Annotated in this window: 13 protein-coding genes; 8 read left to right on the top strand and 5 right to left on the bottom strand. The window is 60.7% G+C overall.

The window, feature by feature from the left end; translation table 11 throughout:
* Positions 1-92: 92 nt before the first annotated feature.
* Positions 93-554 carry an Lrp/AsnC family transcriptional regulator gene (locus ACR0LW_RS20750; RefSeq protein WP_170631936.1) on the bottom strand — a complete coding sequence of 154 codons (462 nt, stop codon included), beginning with the start codon at positions 552-554 and terminating at the stop codon, positions 93-95.
* Between the two features lie 102 nt (positions 555-656).
* On the opposite strand from ACR0LW_RS20750, the gene ACR0LW_RS20745 reads away from it, so the two are divergent.
* The 4 genes from ACR0LW_RS20745 (at position 657) to ACR0LW_RS20730 (ending at position 4,991) form a co-directional block, all read left to right on the top strand.
* Positions 657-2,072, top strand: a complete 1,416-nt coding sequence (locus ACR0LW_RS20745) for an aminotransferase class V-fold PLP-dependent enzyme (RefSeq protein ID WP_170631938.1) — start codon at positions 657-659, stop codon at positions 2,070-2,072.
* A gap of 65 nt (positions 2,073-2,137) precedes the next feature.
* The gene (gene hisC / locus ACR0LW_RS20740) at positions 2,138-3,223 is read left to right on the top strand and encodes a histidinol-phosphate transaminase (protein ID WP_480884296.1); all 1,086 of its coding nucleotides are present in this window, start codon (positions 2,138-2,140) and stop codon (positions 3,221-3,223) included.
* Positions 3,220-4,140: a prephenate/arogenate dehydrogenase family protein gene (locus tag ACR0LW_RS20735; RefSeq protein WP_170622826.1), complete on the top strand. Its 921-nt coding sequence runs from the start codon at positions 3,220-3,222 to the stop codon at positions 4,138-4,140. Before hisC ends, ACR0LW_RS20735 begins: the two co-directional genes overlap by 4 nt.
* 29 nt (positions 4,141-4,169) lie before the next feature.
* Complete coding sequence (locus ACR0LW_RS20730) at positions 4,170-4,991, top strand: extensin family protein (RefSeq protein WP_170453147.1); 822 nt, start codon at positions 4,170-4,172, stop codon at positions 4,989-4,991.
* Here ACR0LW_RS20730 and ACR0LW_RS20725 read toward each other — a convergent pair.
* Entirely contained in the window at positions 4,988-5,989 is a 1,002-nt protein-coding gene (locus ACR0LW_RS20725) for a DUF2125 domain-containing protein (RefSeq protein ID WP_480884294.1), read from the bottom strand. The genes ACR0LW_RS20730 and ACR0LW_RS20725 overlap by 4 nt on opposite strands.
* A gap of 67 nt (positions 5,990-6,056) precedes the next feature.
* On the opposite strand from ACR0LW_RS20725, the gene ACR0LW_RS20720 reads away from it, so the two are divergent.
* The 3 genes from ACR0LW_RS20720 (at position 6,057) to ACR0LW_RS20710 (ending at position 9,518) form a co-directional block, all read left to right on the top strand.
* Positions 6,057-6,587: a gamma-glutamylcyclotransferase gene (locus ACR0LW_RS20720; protein WP_170631946.1), complete on the top strand. Its 531-nt coding sequence runs from the start codon at positions 6,057-6,059 to the stop codon at positions 6,585-6,587.
* Between the two features lie 69 nt (positions 6,588-6,656).
* A complete protein-coding gene (locus tag ACR0LW_RS20715; protein WP_170452715.1) occupies positions 6,657-7,835 on the top strand; it encodes a biopolymer transporter ExbB in 1,179 nt (392 codons plus the stop codon).
* A 3-nt stretch (positions 7,836-7,838) separates the two neighbouring features.
* Complete coding sequence (locus ACR0LW_RS20710; RefSeq protein WP_480884291.1) at positions 7,839-9,518, top strand: peptidoglycan -binding protein; 1,680 nt, start codon at positions 7,839-7,841, stop codon at positions 9,516-9,518.
* Positions 9,519-9,606: 88 nt separating this feature from the next.
* Here ACR0LW_RS20710 and ACR0LW_RS20705 read toward each other — a convergent pair whose 3' ends face one another.
* The 3 genes from ACR0LW_RS20705 to gloB form a co-directional block, all read right to left on the bottom strand.
* Positions 9,607-10,017, bottom strand: coding sequence for a hypothetical protein (locus ACR0LW_RS20705; RefSeq protein ID WP_480884289.1), 411 nt, complete (start codon positions 10,015-10,017; stop codon positions 9,607-9,609).
* Between the two features lie 363 nt (positions 10,018-10,380).
* Positions 10,381-12,705, bottom strand: coding sequence for an ATP-dependent Clp protease ATP-binding subunit ClpA (clpA, locus tag ACR0LW_RS20700; RefSeq protein WP_480884287.1), 2,325 nt, complete (start codon positions 12,703-12,705; stop codon positions 10,381-10,383).
* Between the two features lie 174 nt (positions 12,706-12,879).
* A complete protein-coding gene (gloB, locus tag ACR0LW_RS20695) occupies positions 12,880-13,647 on the bottom strand; it encodes a hydroxyacylglutathione hydrolase (RefSeq protein WP_170631953.1) in 768 nt (255 codons plus the stop codon).
* Positions 13,648-13,708: 61 nt separating this feature from the next.
* Between gloB and ACR0LW_RS20690 the strand changes: the two genes are divergently transcribed.
* Positions 13,709-14,443 carry a methyltransferase domain-containing protein gene (locus ACR0LW_RS20690; RefSeq protein WP_170521666.1) on the top strand — a complete coding sequence of 245 codons (735 nt, stop codon included), beginning with the start codon at positions 13,709-13,711 and terminating at the stop codon, positions 14,441-14,443.
* The last annotated feature ends 297 nt before the right edge of the window (positions 14,444-14,740 follow it).

The raw sequence follows: 14,740 nt of genomic DNA, 5'->3' as shown, positions 1-14,740 counted from the left end.
CAGCGCGGCCCTTTTTTGTTGGAAGGGGGTGCTGCCCCCATCGCGGCAGGCCGCGATTCCCCCGAGGTATTTTCGAACAGAAGAAGAGCGGATCAGAGGGGCAGGGGGCGGGCTTCGGCGATGGCCTCCATCGCGAAATATGAGGTTACACTGTCCAGCTCGACCTTTTCGATCAGGCGTTGGTAGACCTTGTCGTAGGATGCCATGTCCTGCGTGACGACTTTGAGCTGGTAATCGTAGTCGCCGCCGATGCGGTGAAAATCCACCACTTCGGGGATGGTGAGCACGTGGCGGCGAAAGGCTTGTAGCCAATCCGCCGAATGGTGGCGCGTGCGCAGCATGACGAATACCACCAGGCTGAGCCCCAGTTTTTCGCGTGCGATCCGGGCGGTGGAGCCGAGCAGGACGCCGTCTTCGTTCAGCGCCTTCAGCCGTCGCCAGCAGGCGTTTTGCGACAGGCCGACCTGATCTGCCAGTTCGCGCTGGGACAGGGTGGCATCTTTTTGCAGCGCTTGCAGGATGCGAATATCAATTTGATCTAGTTTTGCGGTCATATCTGATCATATGACACAAAAAATACGAATGGTACGCAAAAAATGGTGAAGATTTCGCGTTTCGGCTCAATCACATTGGTATCACAGTAAGGAGCCGGTGTAATGACCTTGTCCAAGTTTCGCGCAGAAATCCAATCCACCACTCGCAATTCCAAGCTGCGCGATGGGCTGATCGGAGAGAACGTTCTGATCCCGGGTCTGCACGGGGACGTACCGCTGGTTTATGCGGATTACGTCGCCTCGGGCCGCGCATTGCGGCAGGTTGAGGATTTTGTGGCCGAGCATGTTCTGCCGTTCTATGCCAACAGCCATACCGAGGCCTCTTTCTGTGGGTCTTACATGACGCGGCTTCGCCATGAGGCGCGTGCTGAAATTGCCCGCATTGTTGGTGCGAGGGGAGACGACGCGGTGATCTTTGCCGGGTCCGGAGCCACTGCGGGTTTGAACCGGCTGGTCAGCCTTCTTGGAGTGGAGGAGGCCGACCGGCCGGTTGTTTTCATCGGGCCGTATGAGCATCACTCGAACATCCTGCCGTGGCGTGAAAGCAAGGCATTGGTGGTTGAGATTCCCGAAGCCGCGGATGGCGGGGTTGATATGGGTGCGCTGGAAGGCGCTTTGCTGCGCCATGCGGATGCGGATCTCGTGATCGGGTCGTTTTCAGCGGCATCCAATGTGACGGGGATTATCACGGATCCCGATCCGGTCACGCGGTTGCTGAAGCGCCACGGGGCGTTGGCGGTGTGGGATTATGCCGGTGGCGGGCCGTATCTGCCCATGGATATGGGGCCAGAGGATGCGCGCAAGGATGCGATCGTGGTCTCTCCGCACAAGTTTCCGGGTGGGCCGGGCGCGTCGGGTGTGCTGATCGTGAACGGGCAGGCGGTGCAGCGCACCAGCCCCAGCTGGCCCGGTGGCGGGACGGTCAGTTTCGTTTCACCCTGGCGGCATGACTACAGCGCCGATCTTGCCACGCGCGAAGAGGCGGGAACGCCGAATGTGATCGGGGATATCCGCGCCGCGCTGGCCTTTGTCGTCAAGGACGTGGTGGGAACCGATGAAATTGCGCGGCGCGAGGCGCTGTATAACCGCATGGCCCTGGACGGCTGGCAGGACAATCCGAACCTGACTTTGCTTGGGACAGAGTCGGCGCATCGTCTACCGATCTACTCGTTCCTTGTGCGGGATAATGCGGGACAGCCGGTGCATCAGCAGCTGTTCACGCGTATGCTGAGCGACATTTATGGCATTCAGGCCCGTGGCGGCTGTGCCTGCGCGGGGCCCTATGCGCACCGGCTGCTGGGCATCGACCGGGCGACGTCAGACGAATTGCACGCAGCGCTGTCTGCGGGTGAGGAAATGAAAAAACCCGGTTGGGTACGGCTGAACTTCTCGTATCTGATGAGCGAGGAAACGGTTCAGTTCATCATCGACAGTGTCAATGACCTGTCCCGCCGGACCGAGGAATTCGCGCCCTATTACAACGCCGACCCGGCAACCGCGCGCTTCAAGGCCGCATGAGGGAATTGCCGCTTTTCTCAATCCGTTGAGACAGGTATGAGGGGCCGAGTTAACGGAGCCTCTCAATGACCACGATCACCCCGCAACCCGGCATAATGGACATCGCGCTATATCAGGGCGGCCAGTCGCATGTGGCGGGGGTCGAGCATGTGATCAAGCTGAGTTCCAATGAGAACCCGTTTGGACCCAGCCCCAAGGCGATTGAAGCTGTGCGCGATAGCGCCGCGACCTTGCATCGTTATCCCAGCACCGATCATGCCAGTCTGCGCTTTGCTATTGGCGCGCGGCACGGGCTGGACCCGGCGCGGATCATTTGCGGTGTTGGCAGTGACGAGGTGCTGCAATTCATCGCTCAGGCCTATGCGGGGCCGGGGGATGAGGTGATCTATACCGAACATGGATTCTCGATGTACCCGATCATTGCGCGTATGGCCGGGGCCACACCGGTTATGGTGGCTGAGCGCGACCGCCATGTGGATGTCGATAGCATTCTGGCCGCAGTGACCGGGCAGACGCGGATCGTCTTTGTGACCAACCCGGGCAATCCGACCTCGACCATGATCCCCGAGGCCGAGCTGGACCGTCTGGCCAGCGCACTGCCCGAAACCTGCCTGATGGTTATCGATGGGGCCTATGCCGAGTTTGTCGATGGGTTCGATGGCGGCGCCGGGCTGGTGGACGCCCATGAGAATGTGATTATGACCCGGACCTTTTCAAAGGTGTACGGTCTGGGCGGCATGCGCGTGGGTTGGGGCTATGCCCATCAGCCGATCATCGATGTGCTGAACCGGGTGCGCCAGCCCTTCAACCTGTCGCTGACGGCTCTGGCTGCGGCAAAGGCGGCGGTGAACGATGTTGAATTCCTGTCCTTCTGCCAGACCGAGAACGCGCGGCTTCGGGTTTGGCTGGCAGATGAACTGGCCAAGGTCGGCGTACCCTCGGACCCGTCCTGCACCAATTTCATACTTGCGCGCTTTGCGGATCAAGCCGAGGCCGAGGCATGTGACGACTATCTCAAAACGCAGGGTTTGATTGTGCGCCGCGTTGCAGGCTACAACCTGCCCAACGCGCTGCGGATCACCGTCGGCGATGAAGAGGCCTGCCGCCGCGTGGTTGCAGCCGTCACTGCGTTTAAAGGGGGCGCTGCATGAGCCAGATATACGACCGTGTGGCGCTGATCGGGCTGGGCCTGATCGCCTCATCCATGTTCTGGGCGATCAAACGCGCCGGGCTTGCGGGTGAGGTGACGGGCTATGCGCGCTCGGAGGCCACGCGGGAAACGGCCCGCCGGATCGGGTTGTGCGACCGCGTGTGTGACACCGCGCAAGAGGCGGTCGAAGGGGCCGATCTGGTCGTGCTGTGTGTTCCGGTTGGGGCTATGGGCGCAGTTGCCCAAGATATCGCGCCGGTTCTGAAGCCGGGCGCGACGGTGACGGATGTGGGCTCCGTCAAGCGCCACGTCATTCAGGCGGTGTCGCCGCATATTCCCGAAGGCGTGCATTTCATCCCCGCCCACCCGCTGGCCGGGACCGAGCATTCCGGCCCGGAAGCGGGGTTTGCGGAGCTTTACGACAACCGTTGGTGCTTGCTGGTGCCGGTCGAGGGCTCGGACCCCGATGCCATCGCGCGTTTGCGGGCCTTATGGGAAGGCATGGGGTCCAACGTTGATGAGATGGACGCTGATCACCACGATCTGGTGCTGGCCGTGACGTCCCATGCGCCACATCTGATCGCTTATACGATGGTGGGTGTGGCAGATGATCTGCGTCGGGTGACGGATAGTGAGGTTATCAAATACTCGGCGGCGGGTTTCCGGGATTTCACCCGGATTGCCGCATCCGACCCGACCATGTGGCGTGATGTTTTCCTAACCAACAAGGATGCAACGCTGGAAATCCTTGGGCGCTTCACCGAGGAACTGTTTGCCCTGCAACGCGCCATCCGCACCGGGGACGGGGATCATCTGTTCGACTATTTCACCCGCACACGTGCGATCCGGCGCGGGATTATCGATGCGGGTCAGGACACGGACGCGCCGGACTTTGGCCGGGGAAAGGTCAGTTCGTGACACGTGTCCGGGGGCATATCCTGTTCTGTATGGCGGCGCTTTGGGCCGTTGCCGCGCAGGCAAAGCCCCCGGAACAGTCATTGTTTCCCGTTGCGCGTCCCAATAGCACTTCGAACAGCGTCGAATTGGTCGCGGCCTCCAGCCGCGCGGCAACCCCGCTGAGCATCCCCAAAATGCGCCCCGAATTGCGCCCCGTGTCACCGCAGGTTACTGCAGCCGCCGCGCGCCCGTCGGATTTGCCGTTGCTGGGCCCGGATACATCCCTGATGCCTTACCTGCGGCCCGAGTCGCTGGAGCAAGCCATTCTGTTCAAGCGACGTAAGCTGCGCAAAGGCTCGGTTTGTGGGGATATTGCGATTCAGGGCAAACCCGTCGGGCGCGTGAGCAGCAAGGTCAGTGCCTGCGGGATCAAGGATGCGGTGCAGATTACCTCGGTGTCGGGCGTTGCGCTCAGCCGTCCATCAACGATGGATTGCGGAACGGCGATTGCGTTGAACAAGTGGGTGGATAAATCGGTCAAGCCCACGTTCAAGCGGCGCGGACCGGTGGTGCAGTTGCAGGTCGCTGCCCATTATGCCTGCCGGACGCGGAACAATCGCAAAGGCGCGCGTATCTCTGAACATGGCAAAGGCCGCGCCATCGATATTTCGGGTTTCGTTATGGCGGATGGTGAGGTTGTCACCGTCTACGATGGCTGGCGCAAGAACCCCTCGCAGAAACAACTTAAAAAGGTCTGGCGCGGGGCGTGTGGGCCTTTTGGAACGGTTCTGGGGCCGAATTCTGACCGGTACCACCGTGATCATTTCCATCTGGACACGGCGCGCTATCGCCGTGGTCCATTCTGCCGCTAACGCAGGATCAGGCGTGGGGCCGGGCCCAAGGGCAGGGGCCCCAGCGCAACAAACCCGTCGCGGAAATTCAGTTGCAGATCCAGCGCATTCGGGTTGCCGCCCAGCCCTGCCAGAAAGTTGAGCGCACGGGTGACCGGATCGACCGCCTGATCGGGCAGGGCCCCCGCCGCGTTTGCCATGGCGATCATGTCGCGCCAGTTCTCGGCCTTGATGGCGATTTCGCCGGTTGGAATGCCTTGGGGGTCCACATCCAACTCACCTGCTGCAAATAACCGAAGCTCTCCCCATTTGATTTCGGCCAGATTCAGGTCAATGGCCACGGGCTGAGGGCGGCTTTCTTCCAGCGCGGTCCGGTCCCATGGCTTGTCGAATGTGGTTACCATGTCCAGTTCCAGCGTCTCGAACCGCTGCGGCAGCGAAGTGGCCGACTGCATCAGCGCCCGCAGATCGTCCCCCGGGGCGAACCCGTCGATCTGCGCGGTGATTGCATAGGCTTCGGGGGTCGCCGTCTGCTCCATCACAAGGCCAAGTGTGTCGCCGCCGGCCAGCGCCTCGCCGTCTTCCGAGATCAGCCAGGGTCCGGCCGTCAGCGCCATCTTCTCAAGCACCAGCGCGACACCGGGTTGCAGTTGTAACTGGGCCTGAAGCTCTTGCGCCTCAATGGTTGCGGTCTGGTCGAAATAGGACAGGCGCTGGGGTGTGTCGGCAAAGCGCAAAATCTGCCGCCCCGGCCAGATCGCGGGGCTTTGGAATTCGATCCAGTCCGCGCTCCACGCGGTTCCGGTGGCGGGATCGGCCAGGGCCGGGCTGTTCAGCCGCGTGATGTGATGCGTTGGAAATCCCGCTGTTTCGACATCCGAAAACTCGGCCTGCCACCCGCGGGATTGCTGGGCGTCAAACCAGCCTGTGATCGCGTTGCGCAGGCCATATCCGGCGATGAACCAATAGGCGCTCCATGCGATGGCTGCAAAAATGAACACTCGTATCAGACGGCGCATGAGCTTCGGCCCTTTTTCCTGCCTCGGAATTGATGTTTATAGGTCGAAACAGGCAAGGACCAGTGCAATGACAATGTGGGTTTTCGGATATGGATCGCTGCTGTGGAACCCCGGTTTCCCCGTGGCCCGAAGCGAGCTTGCGACGCTGCACGGATATGCCCGATCCTTCTGCATGAGCTCGATCCACCATCGCGGCACAGAAGAGAAACCCGGCCTTGTTCTGGCATTGGACGAGCAACCCGATGCCCACTGCAAGGGGCTGGCGCTGGCCGTTGAGGTCGGGCACGAAGACCGCACCCTGCACGAATTGCGCGAGCGTGAGCTGATCTCATCTGCTTATGTGGAACGGATGCTGGACGTGCATCTGGACAATGGCGAGGTCGTCACAGCCGTGACCTATGTGATTGACGAAGGCCACGTGCAGTATTGCGGGGGCATCCCGCTGGAAGAACAGGCCCAGATCATCGCCCATGCGGTTGGCGGGCGCGGTCCGAACACCGAGTATCTGTACAACACTGCCGAACATCTGGCCGAGATCGGGCTGCATGACCCCGATCTTGAGTGGTTGTCGCAACGGGTGCGCAGTATCACCGCATAAACCCTTGGCGTCACCAGCGGATTTTCGCTAGATTCAGGCCAGAGCAGATAAAGACCGGGAACCACGCGCATGGCGCAGGCACATCAGGGCGCGAGACCCCATTTCTCGCATCCCATTCGACAGATCGTGATGATGTTGATCGCAATCGGTCTGTCCGGGCTGGGGGTGTTTCTGGCGCTGCCTTACGTGCTACCGGTGTTCTTCGCCAATCCCTATCTGAACGGCTTCATCTTGATGGTGTTCATCATCGGTGTGTTCGCCTGTTTCTATCAGGTCACGCAACTGATCGGCTCGGTCCGCTGGATTGAGGCGTTTGTGGGCGGTGTTGTCCGCGAAGATGCCCGAACCCCGCAATTGCTGGCCCCGCTGGCCTCGCTGCTGCGGGAACGGGGCGCGCGGTCGCAGATCAGTTCGACCTCGACCCGGTCGATTCTGGATTCGGTGGCCGAGCGGGTGGAAGAAGAGCGTGAGATCACGCGCTATATCACCAACGTCCTGATCTATCTGGGCCTGCTGGGCACGTTCTTCGGCCTCGCCACCACGGTCCCCGCCATCGTCGACACCATCCGCAGCCTGAACCCGCAAGAAGGTGAGGAAGGTCTTGCTGTTTTCAATCGCCTGATGACCGGGCTTGAGGCGCAGTTGCAGGGCATGGGCGTGGCCTTTGGATCGTCGCTTTTGGGTCTGGCCGGGTCGCTGATCGTGGGCTTGCTAGAGGTGTTTGCGGGCCACGGCCAGAACCGGTTTTACCGCGAGCTTGAGGAATGGTTGTCGTCGATCACCCGCGTCGGTTTTGCCTCGGGCGAAGAAGGCGGGGCAGAGATTGCCGTACTGACCCCGGTTCTGGATGCCATGTCGGAACAGATGGACGCGCTGCAAACCTTGTTTGTGGCGCAGGAAACCGACCGCGCCGACGTATCCAACAAGCTGGGGCAACTGGTCGATGCCATCGGACAAATGAACCAGCGTCAGGCGGATAACGAAGGCATTACAGCAGCGCTGGAACGTGTGGCCTTGGGGCAGGACGCCTTGCTGGATCACATGCGCGATCACGGCGCAGGCGATGGCATCGACGCTGAAAGCCGGATGCGTCTGCGGTCCATGGACGTGCAACTGCTGCGCATCCTCGAAGAGATTTCGGCTGGCCGTCAGGAAAGCATGAACGAATTCCGCAAGGACATCGAGTTGTTGGTCAAGGCCATGACCCTGCCACGCGGCGCCGTGCGTACGACGCCCGAAGGAGAGTAACCCATGGCCCTGTCCCGTCGCACAGGTCAACGGTTCCAGGGCTCGGTCTGGCCCGGATTCGTGGATGCGATGACGGGCCTGCTGATGGTGCTGACCTTTGTGTTGACCATCTTCATGGTGGTGCAGTTCGTGCTGCGCGAGACGATTTCAGGGCAGGAAGATGAACTGACCGCCCTGTCGGACGAGGTCGCGGCGCTGGCCGGTGCGCTGGGGTTGGAAGAGCGTGAAAACAGCCGCTTGCAGGCCCGGCTGGGGGCCTTGAACGCCACCCTGACACAGGCCGAGGACGATCTGGCGCAGGCACAGACCCGCATTACGGACTTTGAAGCTCAGGTCGCGGCGCTGCTTGCCGATCAGGCGCGCGCGCAGGACGACATTGCCGCTTTGGAAACACAGCGTGCGGACCTGTTGGGTGAACGGGACGCGTTGGATCAGGCATTGGCCCAAAGCCGCGCGGAAATCGACGCGCAGGCCGAGGCCGCTCGCCTTGCCGCCGCCCGGCGCGAGGCGCTGGAAGCACTGGTCGCCGATCTGGAACAAAGCGGCGAGGAGCGCGCGGCGCAGATCGCGGAATTGCAGGAGCAGCTTAGCGATGAAGAGGCCGCACGGCTTACCGAAGCCGCCGCAGCGGAAAACCTGCGCAACCGCTTGCAGGATGCCAATGCCGAACTGACCGCCATGACTTTGGCGCTTGAGGCGCAGCGGAAAGAGGCCGAGGACACGCTGACCTTGTTGGCCGCCGCGCAAGCGGCCCGTGCCGAGTTGGAGCGTCAGTTCGGTGAATTGAACAACGAAGACCTGCAAGCCCAGTTGCAGGCCGCCCTGGACGCGCAGACACAGGCGGAAACCGACGCCAATGCGCAAAGAACGCTGGCGGAACAGCGCGCGGCGCTTTTGGATGTCGCGCGTGAAACACTCTCTGCAGAGCAGGCGATTTCGGCGAAGGCTCAGCGCGAGGCCGCTTTGCTGAACCAGCAGATTGCGGCCCTGCGGGGGCAATTGGGATCACTACAGGCGTTGTTGGATGACTATGAAGAACGCAACGCCGCTGCCGACATCCAGATTCAGACTTTGGGCCAGGACCTGAACGCAGCGCTTGCACGGGCCGCGTCCGAGGAACGTCGTCGCCGTTTGTTGGAAGAGGCCGAGCGTCAGCGGCTTGAGGCTGAGGCCGAGGCTCTGGCCGGGCAGAATCAGGAGCTCACCGCGCAGGCCGAGGACCTGCAACGCTATCGGTCCGAGTTCTTCGGCAGGTTGCGCGATGTTCTGGGTGATCAAGAGGGCGTGCGGATCGAAGGTGACCGGTTCGTGTTCTCATCCGAGGTCCTGTTTGACACAGGTTCAGCCGAATTGTCCGCCGAAGGCCGGCAGGAGGTCGCAAAGGTCGCTGCGATCCTGCGCACCGTTGCCGCCGAAATCCCCGAGGGCCTGAATTGGGTGATCCGGGTCGATGGCCATACCGACAACGTGCCCCTGGCCGGGTCCGGGCGGTATCGCGACAATTGGGAACTGAGCCAGGGTCGCGCCTTGTCGGTCGTGCGCTACATGGTCGACGCACTGGGCATCCCGCCGAACCGTCTGGCAGCCAACGGGTTTGGTGAGTTCCAGCCCGTCAATCCAGCCGATACCCCCGAAGCCCGCGCGCAAAACCGTCGGATCGAGTTGAAACTGACCGAGCGGTAAGGCGTCGACTTTGGATTAAATCGTTCTGCCCGGAGGGAATTTCGCCTCTGGGTCCGATGAAATACGGCACTTCGCTTCCTATATTTTTTCAAGAGGTTGAGAGGGGCTGTGTTTGAAAGGCAGGGCGACAAGTCTGGTTAATGCGATCGATGAGGCTCTGCTTGCGTCCCATCAGCGCGTGGCCCTGTGTCAGACCAGGCAAGGTGACAAGTTCTGGCTGAAACGTGTCGAACGGTTTGCCCCGCACCTCTGGCTTGTCAAAGGAAAACCTGAACAGGCCTTTGAGCGGGATCGGTCTTCTCATCGCAATCTTTGGAACCTTGGTGCGCCCGTCCCCAGAATCCTGGCCGAAGGGCGCGGGTACATAGCGGTTGAGGATGCGGGTCGCAGCCTGACCAAGTTTTGCACCGAAAGGTCCATTGTGGTTGCGGAAAAACTCAGCGCGTGCCGGGCTGCTGGGCGCGCGCTGGCGCGTCTTCACGCGATGGGTTTGGCGCATGGACGCCCCGCTTTTCGGGATATGTGCTGGGACGGTCGTCAGCTTCGTTTCATCGATTTTGAGTATTTTGTGCCCACCAAAGCGGGCAGGCTGCGCAAGGCGCGAGATCTGAGTATCGCTGTCCTATCTGCCTTTTCTCAGGGTGTAGATGGGCCGCGTTATGCGGTCAGTTTGGCGCTTGCATATCGGGAAGCGCGGTGCAGAGAGCCACTGGTTTTGCCCGTGCCATGCCACGTGACCAGCTTCCATTCACGCAACCGGTGATTTGGTTGGGTGCTGCCCAGCATGTTCTCATCGCGAGAATGCTATGAAACGAAAAACCCGCCAAAGATTGGCGGGTTTTCTCATTCGTATTTCCACTGATCAGTCGGCAGTCAGCAACGGCGGTTTATCACCCGGAATGCGGCGTTGATCGGGGCCCAGAATTTCAAGATCCAAGTCGCCCTTCTTGACCGAGACGCGCACCACGCCGCCCTTGGCCAGTTTGCCGAACAGCAATTCCTCGGCCAGAGGTTTCTTGATGTGCTCCTGAATGACACGGCCCAGCGGACGCGCGCCCATCTTGTCGTCATAGCCCTTGTCGGCCAACCACGCGGCAGCTTTGGGGGTCAGGTCGATGGTCACGCCGCGATCCAGCAATTGCGCCTCAAGCTGCAGGACGAATTTCTCGACCACCTGCAGGATGACCTCCTTCGGCAGCGGCGCGAAGGAGATCACCGCATCCAGACGGTTGCGGAATTCCGGCGTGAACATGCGTTCGATTGCGGCGGTATCCTCGCCCTCGCGCCGGTCGCGGGCAAAGCCGATGGCGGCCTTGGCCTGTTCCTGCGCGCCCGCGTTCGAGGTCATGATCAGCACCACGTTACGGAAATTCACCGTCCGGCCGTTGTGATCGGTCAACTCGCCATGGTCCATCACCTGCAACAGGATGTTGAACACGTCCGGATGCGCCTTTTCGATCTCGTCCAGCAGCAGCACGCAATGCGGATGCTGATCGACACCGTCAGTCAGCAATCCACCCTGATCGAACCCGACATAGCCCGGAGGGGCACCGATCAGACGGGAAACCGCGTGTTTCTCCATATATTCCGACATGTCAAAGCGCAGCAATTCCACGCCCAGATTGTCGGCCAGCTGTTTCGCCACCTCGGTCTTACCCACACCGGTCGGACCGGCGAACAGGTAGTTGCCGATGGGCTTTTCAGGCTCGCGCAGACCGGCACGGGCCAGTTTGATGGCGCTGGCAAGCGCCTCGATGGCCAGGTCCTGTCCGAACACCACGCGTTTCAACGAGGCTTCGAGGTCTTTCAGAACCGCCGCATCATCCTTGGTGACGTTTTTCGGTGGGATGCGCGCGATCTTGGCGACGACCGCTTCGATCTCTTTCACGCCGATGGTTTTTCGACGCTTGCTTTCGGCGACCAGATGCTGCGCGGCACCGGCTTCGTCGATCACGTCGATAGCCTTGTCCGGCAACTTGCGGTCGTTGATATAGCGCGCCGACAGTTCGACGGCCGTCTTGATGGCATCCGCAGTATATTTGATCTCGTGATGTTCTTCGAAATAGGGTTTCAGACCGCGCAGAATCTTCACGCTGTCCTCTACCGAAGGCTCATTCACGTCGATCTTCTGGAACCGGCGGCTCAGCGCGCGGTCCTTTTCGAAATGTTGACGGAATTCCTTGTAAGTGGTCGAGCCCATGGTGCGCAGCTTGCCGCCCTGCAAGGCAGGTTTCAGCAGGTTCGAGGCATCCATCGCCCCGCCTGATGTGGCACCGGCGCCGATTACGGTATGAATCTCGTCGATGAACAGAACCGCGTCGGGGTGATCTTCCAATTCGGTCACAACCGCCTTGAGCCGTTCTTCAAAGTCCCCACGATAGCGGGTTCCGGCCAGCAACGCGCCCATATCCAGCGAGTAAATGGTGGTGTTGGACAACACATCCGGGCCCTCGCCGCCCACAATCTTATGGGCCAGACCCTCGGCAATGGCAGTTTTACCGACGCCCGGATCCCCGACCAACAACGGGTTGTTCTTGCGGCGACGGCACAGCACCTGAATGCAGCGTTCGACCTCATCCGCGCGGCCGATCAGCGGGTCCACGTCTCCGGCCCGCGATTTCGCGTTCAGATCGACGCAGTATTTGCCCAGAGCGCTTTCTTTCTGCTCACCATCGCCAGCGCTGGACTGCACCTCTTCCTCGACCTGATCCGCGCCCGAGACCGAGCGGCTTTCGCCATAGGCAGGGTCCTTGGCAACGCCGTGGGCGATGAAATTCACCGCGTCGTAACGGGTCATGTCCTGTTCCTGCAGGAAATAGGCCGCATTGCTTTCGCGTTCGGCAAAAATGGCGACCAGCACATTGGCCCCGGTCACCTCGGTCCGGCCCGAGCTTTGAACATGGATCGCGGCGCGCTGGATAACACGTTGGAAGGCGGCAGTCGGCACTGCTTCGGACCCATCTATGTCAGTGACCAGATTAGACAGGTCTTCGTCGATAAATTCGACCAAGGTGCTGCGCAATTCGTCCAGATCGACGCTGCAGGCCTTCATGACCCGAATGGCATCGGGTTCTTCCAGCAGCGCCAGCAGCAGATGCTCCAACGTTGCAAATTCGTGTCGCCGTTCATTCGCAGCCGCAAGGGCCGCGTGGATGGCTTGTTCCAATGTGCTCGAGAATGAAGGCACGCGGGTGCTCCTCTGTCTTGGGTCAGAAGGGGGCGGGCTTTCGGCCGGAACCCCATCCCAACCATGTCCTCATACTATTAGAGTTTGGTTGATCGACGCCCGGCTTCAAGGGTTTTCTTTCACTTGACAGTCACATTTGTTGTGACCGTGTCCGTGAAGAGGGGCAAATAGGCATCAAAACCGGTCTTTTCTACCCCTGATCTCGGCAAAAACAGCAGCAGGGTCAGACCCCACCATGCCAAGATGCGCCTGAATCGCGGGATCAGCGGCCCGCAGGAATGGATTTGTTGCTTTCTCAAGGGCCAAAGTTGACGGAACTGTCGGTTCTCCGGCTGTGCGGGCGCGGTTGGTCTCCGCGACGCGTTGTTGCAAGGCGGCGTTATCGGGATCGACCGTGACGGCAAACTTGGCGTTCGACAGGGTATATTCATGGCCCGAACACACCAGAGTATCCTCGGGTAGCGCAGCCAGCTTGCTGAGCGAGGCCCACATCTGATCCGGCGTGCCTTCGAAAAGGCGACCACAGCCCAGGGCCATCAGGCTGTCTGCGGTAAAGACCACGGCGCTTTGGGGCAGATAAAATGCGATATGACCAACCGTATGGCCCGAAACGTCCAGCACCTCGACCGGCTCTCCTCCGATCTCAAAGCTGTCGCCTTCGGACACTTGCAGGTCCAGCGGGGGCAGGCGATGGGCGTCTGCAGCGGCCCCGATCACCTTGGCTGGATGCCTTTCCAGAATGCCGGGCAGACCATCGACGTGATCCCAGTGATGATGGGTCAGCAACACGTGGCTCAGGCTCCAGCCGCGGCGGTCCAGTTCGGCCAGAATCGGGCCGGGCTCGGGCGCATCGACCAGGGCCGTTTGGCCGGTTGCGGCATCATGCGCCAGAAATGCGTAATTATCGCTGAGACATGGGATGGTTACGATCTCAAGAGGCATGGCCTTTTGCCCTTTCATTGCTAGACTGCGCCCAGCTAAGCCGATTGACCGGGTATCCGCAATGCATCTTGATGTGCAGGATCTGAGGAACTTTTACTACCGCAGCACGCTGGGCCGTGCGGCGCAGGCGGCGATCCGTGGGCGGCTTGTCGATCTGTGGCCCGAAGCCAAGGGCCAGACGGTTGCGGGCTTTGGGTTCGCGGTGCCTTTGCTGCGCCCCTATCTGGCCGATGCGCGCCGCGTGATCGGCCTTATGCCCGGTCCGCAGGGCGTGATGCCCTGGCCTGCGGGCATGCCCAATGTTTCGGTGCTGACCGAAGAGACGCTGTGGCCCATCGAAACCGGTCATGTCGACAAGCTGGTGGTCATGCACGGGCTGGAAACCTCGGAACGCCCAAGCCAGTTGCTGGACGAATGCTGGAGGGTTCTGGGGCCGGGTGGCAAGGCCCTGTTCGTCGTACCGAACCGGGCCGGGCTGTGGTCCCGAACCGATCGCACGCCTTTTGGCTTTGGGCGCCCGTATTCGGCGACACAGTTGGAAAGCCAGTTGAAGGCGCATCATTTCAAGCGTGAAAACCATTGCTCGGCGCTTTATCTGCCGCCGTCATTCCGGCGTTTCTGGCTGAAATCCGGCAGTCTGATCGAAAAGACGGGCCAGCGGATCCCGACAGTCATGGCCGGTGGCGTTTTGATGGTCGAGGTCAGCAAACATATCCGCCCACCCAGCGGCAGTGTGACGAAAGATACCGCAAAACGGCCGATCAAGGCACTGGACGGGCTGCTCAAGCCCGCGTAACCGCGAAACCTGCGGGGCGTTTTTACCGCCCGAAATTGATGAAAATCGGCCACAGGAATCGCAAAAACCTACAGTTTGGTAACATTTTTATCTCAAGCCAGCCGGTCAAAAGGGTCGCACTTTGCGTAAGTGTATGAAATTCAACGTTTTGTGGATAAGGCGCTGGCCGTGATAATATATTGCTAGCTTGGTTCGGCTCTGCTACATCCCCGGTGATTTTGATCCCCGCCCTTTATGGACGGGGTTTCTTCACGCCCCCGGGGTAGCTGCCGCAACGCGAATTCGGGGCCCAAAATA

The sequence above is a fragment of the Ruegeria sp. N4 genome, assembly GCF_056531425.1.
Note: the sequence above shows the minus strand (reverse complement) of the source record. Positions and strands in the feature narration are given on the sequence as shown.

Excerpts from the sequence above, each read along its gene's own strand:
- ACR0LW_RS20750 (WP_170631936.1), bottom strand. The coding sequence starts at position 554 with ATGACCGCAAAACTAGATCAAATTGATATTCGCATCCTGCAAGCGCTG.
- ACR0LW_RS20745 (WP_170631938.1), top strand. The coding sequence starts at position 657 with ATGACCTTGTCCAAGTTTCGCGCAGAAATCCAATCCACCACTCGCAAT.
- hisC (WP_480884296.1), top strand. The coding sequence starts at position 2,138 with ATGACCACGATCACCCCGCAACCCGGCATAATGGACATCGCGCTATAT.
- ACR0LW_RS20735 (WP_170622826.1), top strand. The coding sequence starts at position 3,220 with ATGAGCCAGATATACGACCGTGTGGCGCTGATCGGGCTGGGCCTGATC.
- ACR0LW_RS20730 (WP_170453147.1), top strand. The coding sequence starts at position 4,170 with ATGGCGGCGCTTTGGGCCGTTGCCGCGCAGGCAAAGCCCCCGGAACAG.
- ACR0LW_RS20725 (WP_480884294.1), bottom strand. The coding sequence starts at position 5,989 with ATGCGCCGTCTGATACGAGTGTTCATTTTTGCAGCCATCGCATGGAGC.
- ACR0LW_RS20720 (WP_170631946.1), top strand. The coding sequence starts at position 6,057 with ATGACAATGTGGGTTTTCGGATATGGATCGCTGCTGTGGAACCCCGGT.
- ACR0LW_RS20715 (WP_170452715.1), top strand. The coding sequence starts at position 6,657 with ATGGCGCAGGCACATCAGGGCGCGAGACCCCATTTCTCGCATCCCATT.
- ACR0LW_RS20710 (WP_480884291.1), top strand. The coding sequence starts at position 7,839 with ATGGCCCTGTCCCGTCGCACAGGTCAACGGTTCCAGGGCTCGGTCTGG.
- ACR0LW_RS20705 (WP_480884289.1), bottom strand. The coding sequence starts at position 10,017 with ATGCGCCAAACCCATCGCGTGAAGACGCGCCAGCGCGCGCCCAGCAGC.
- gloB (WP_170631953.1), bottom strand. The coding sequence starts at position 13,647 with ATGCCTCTTGAGATCGTAACCATCCCATGTCTCAGCGATAATTACGCA.
- ACR0LW_RS20690 (WP_170521666.1), top strand. The coding sequence starts at position 13,709 with ATGCATCTTGATGTGCAGGATCTGAGGAACTTTTACTACCGCAGCACG.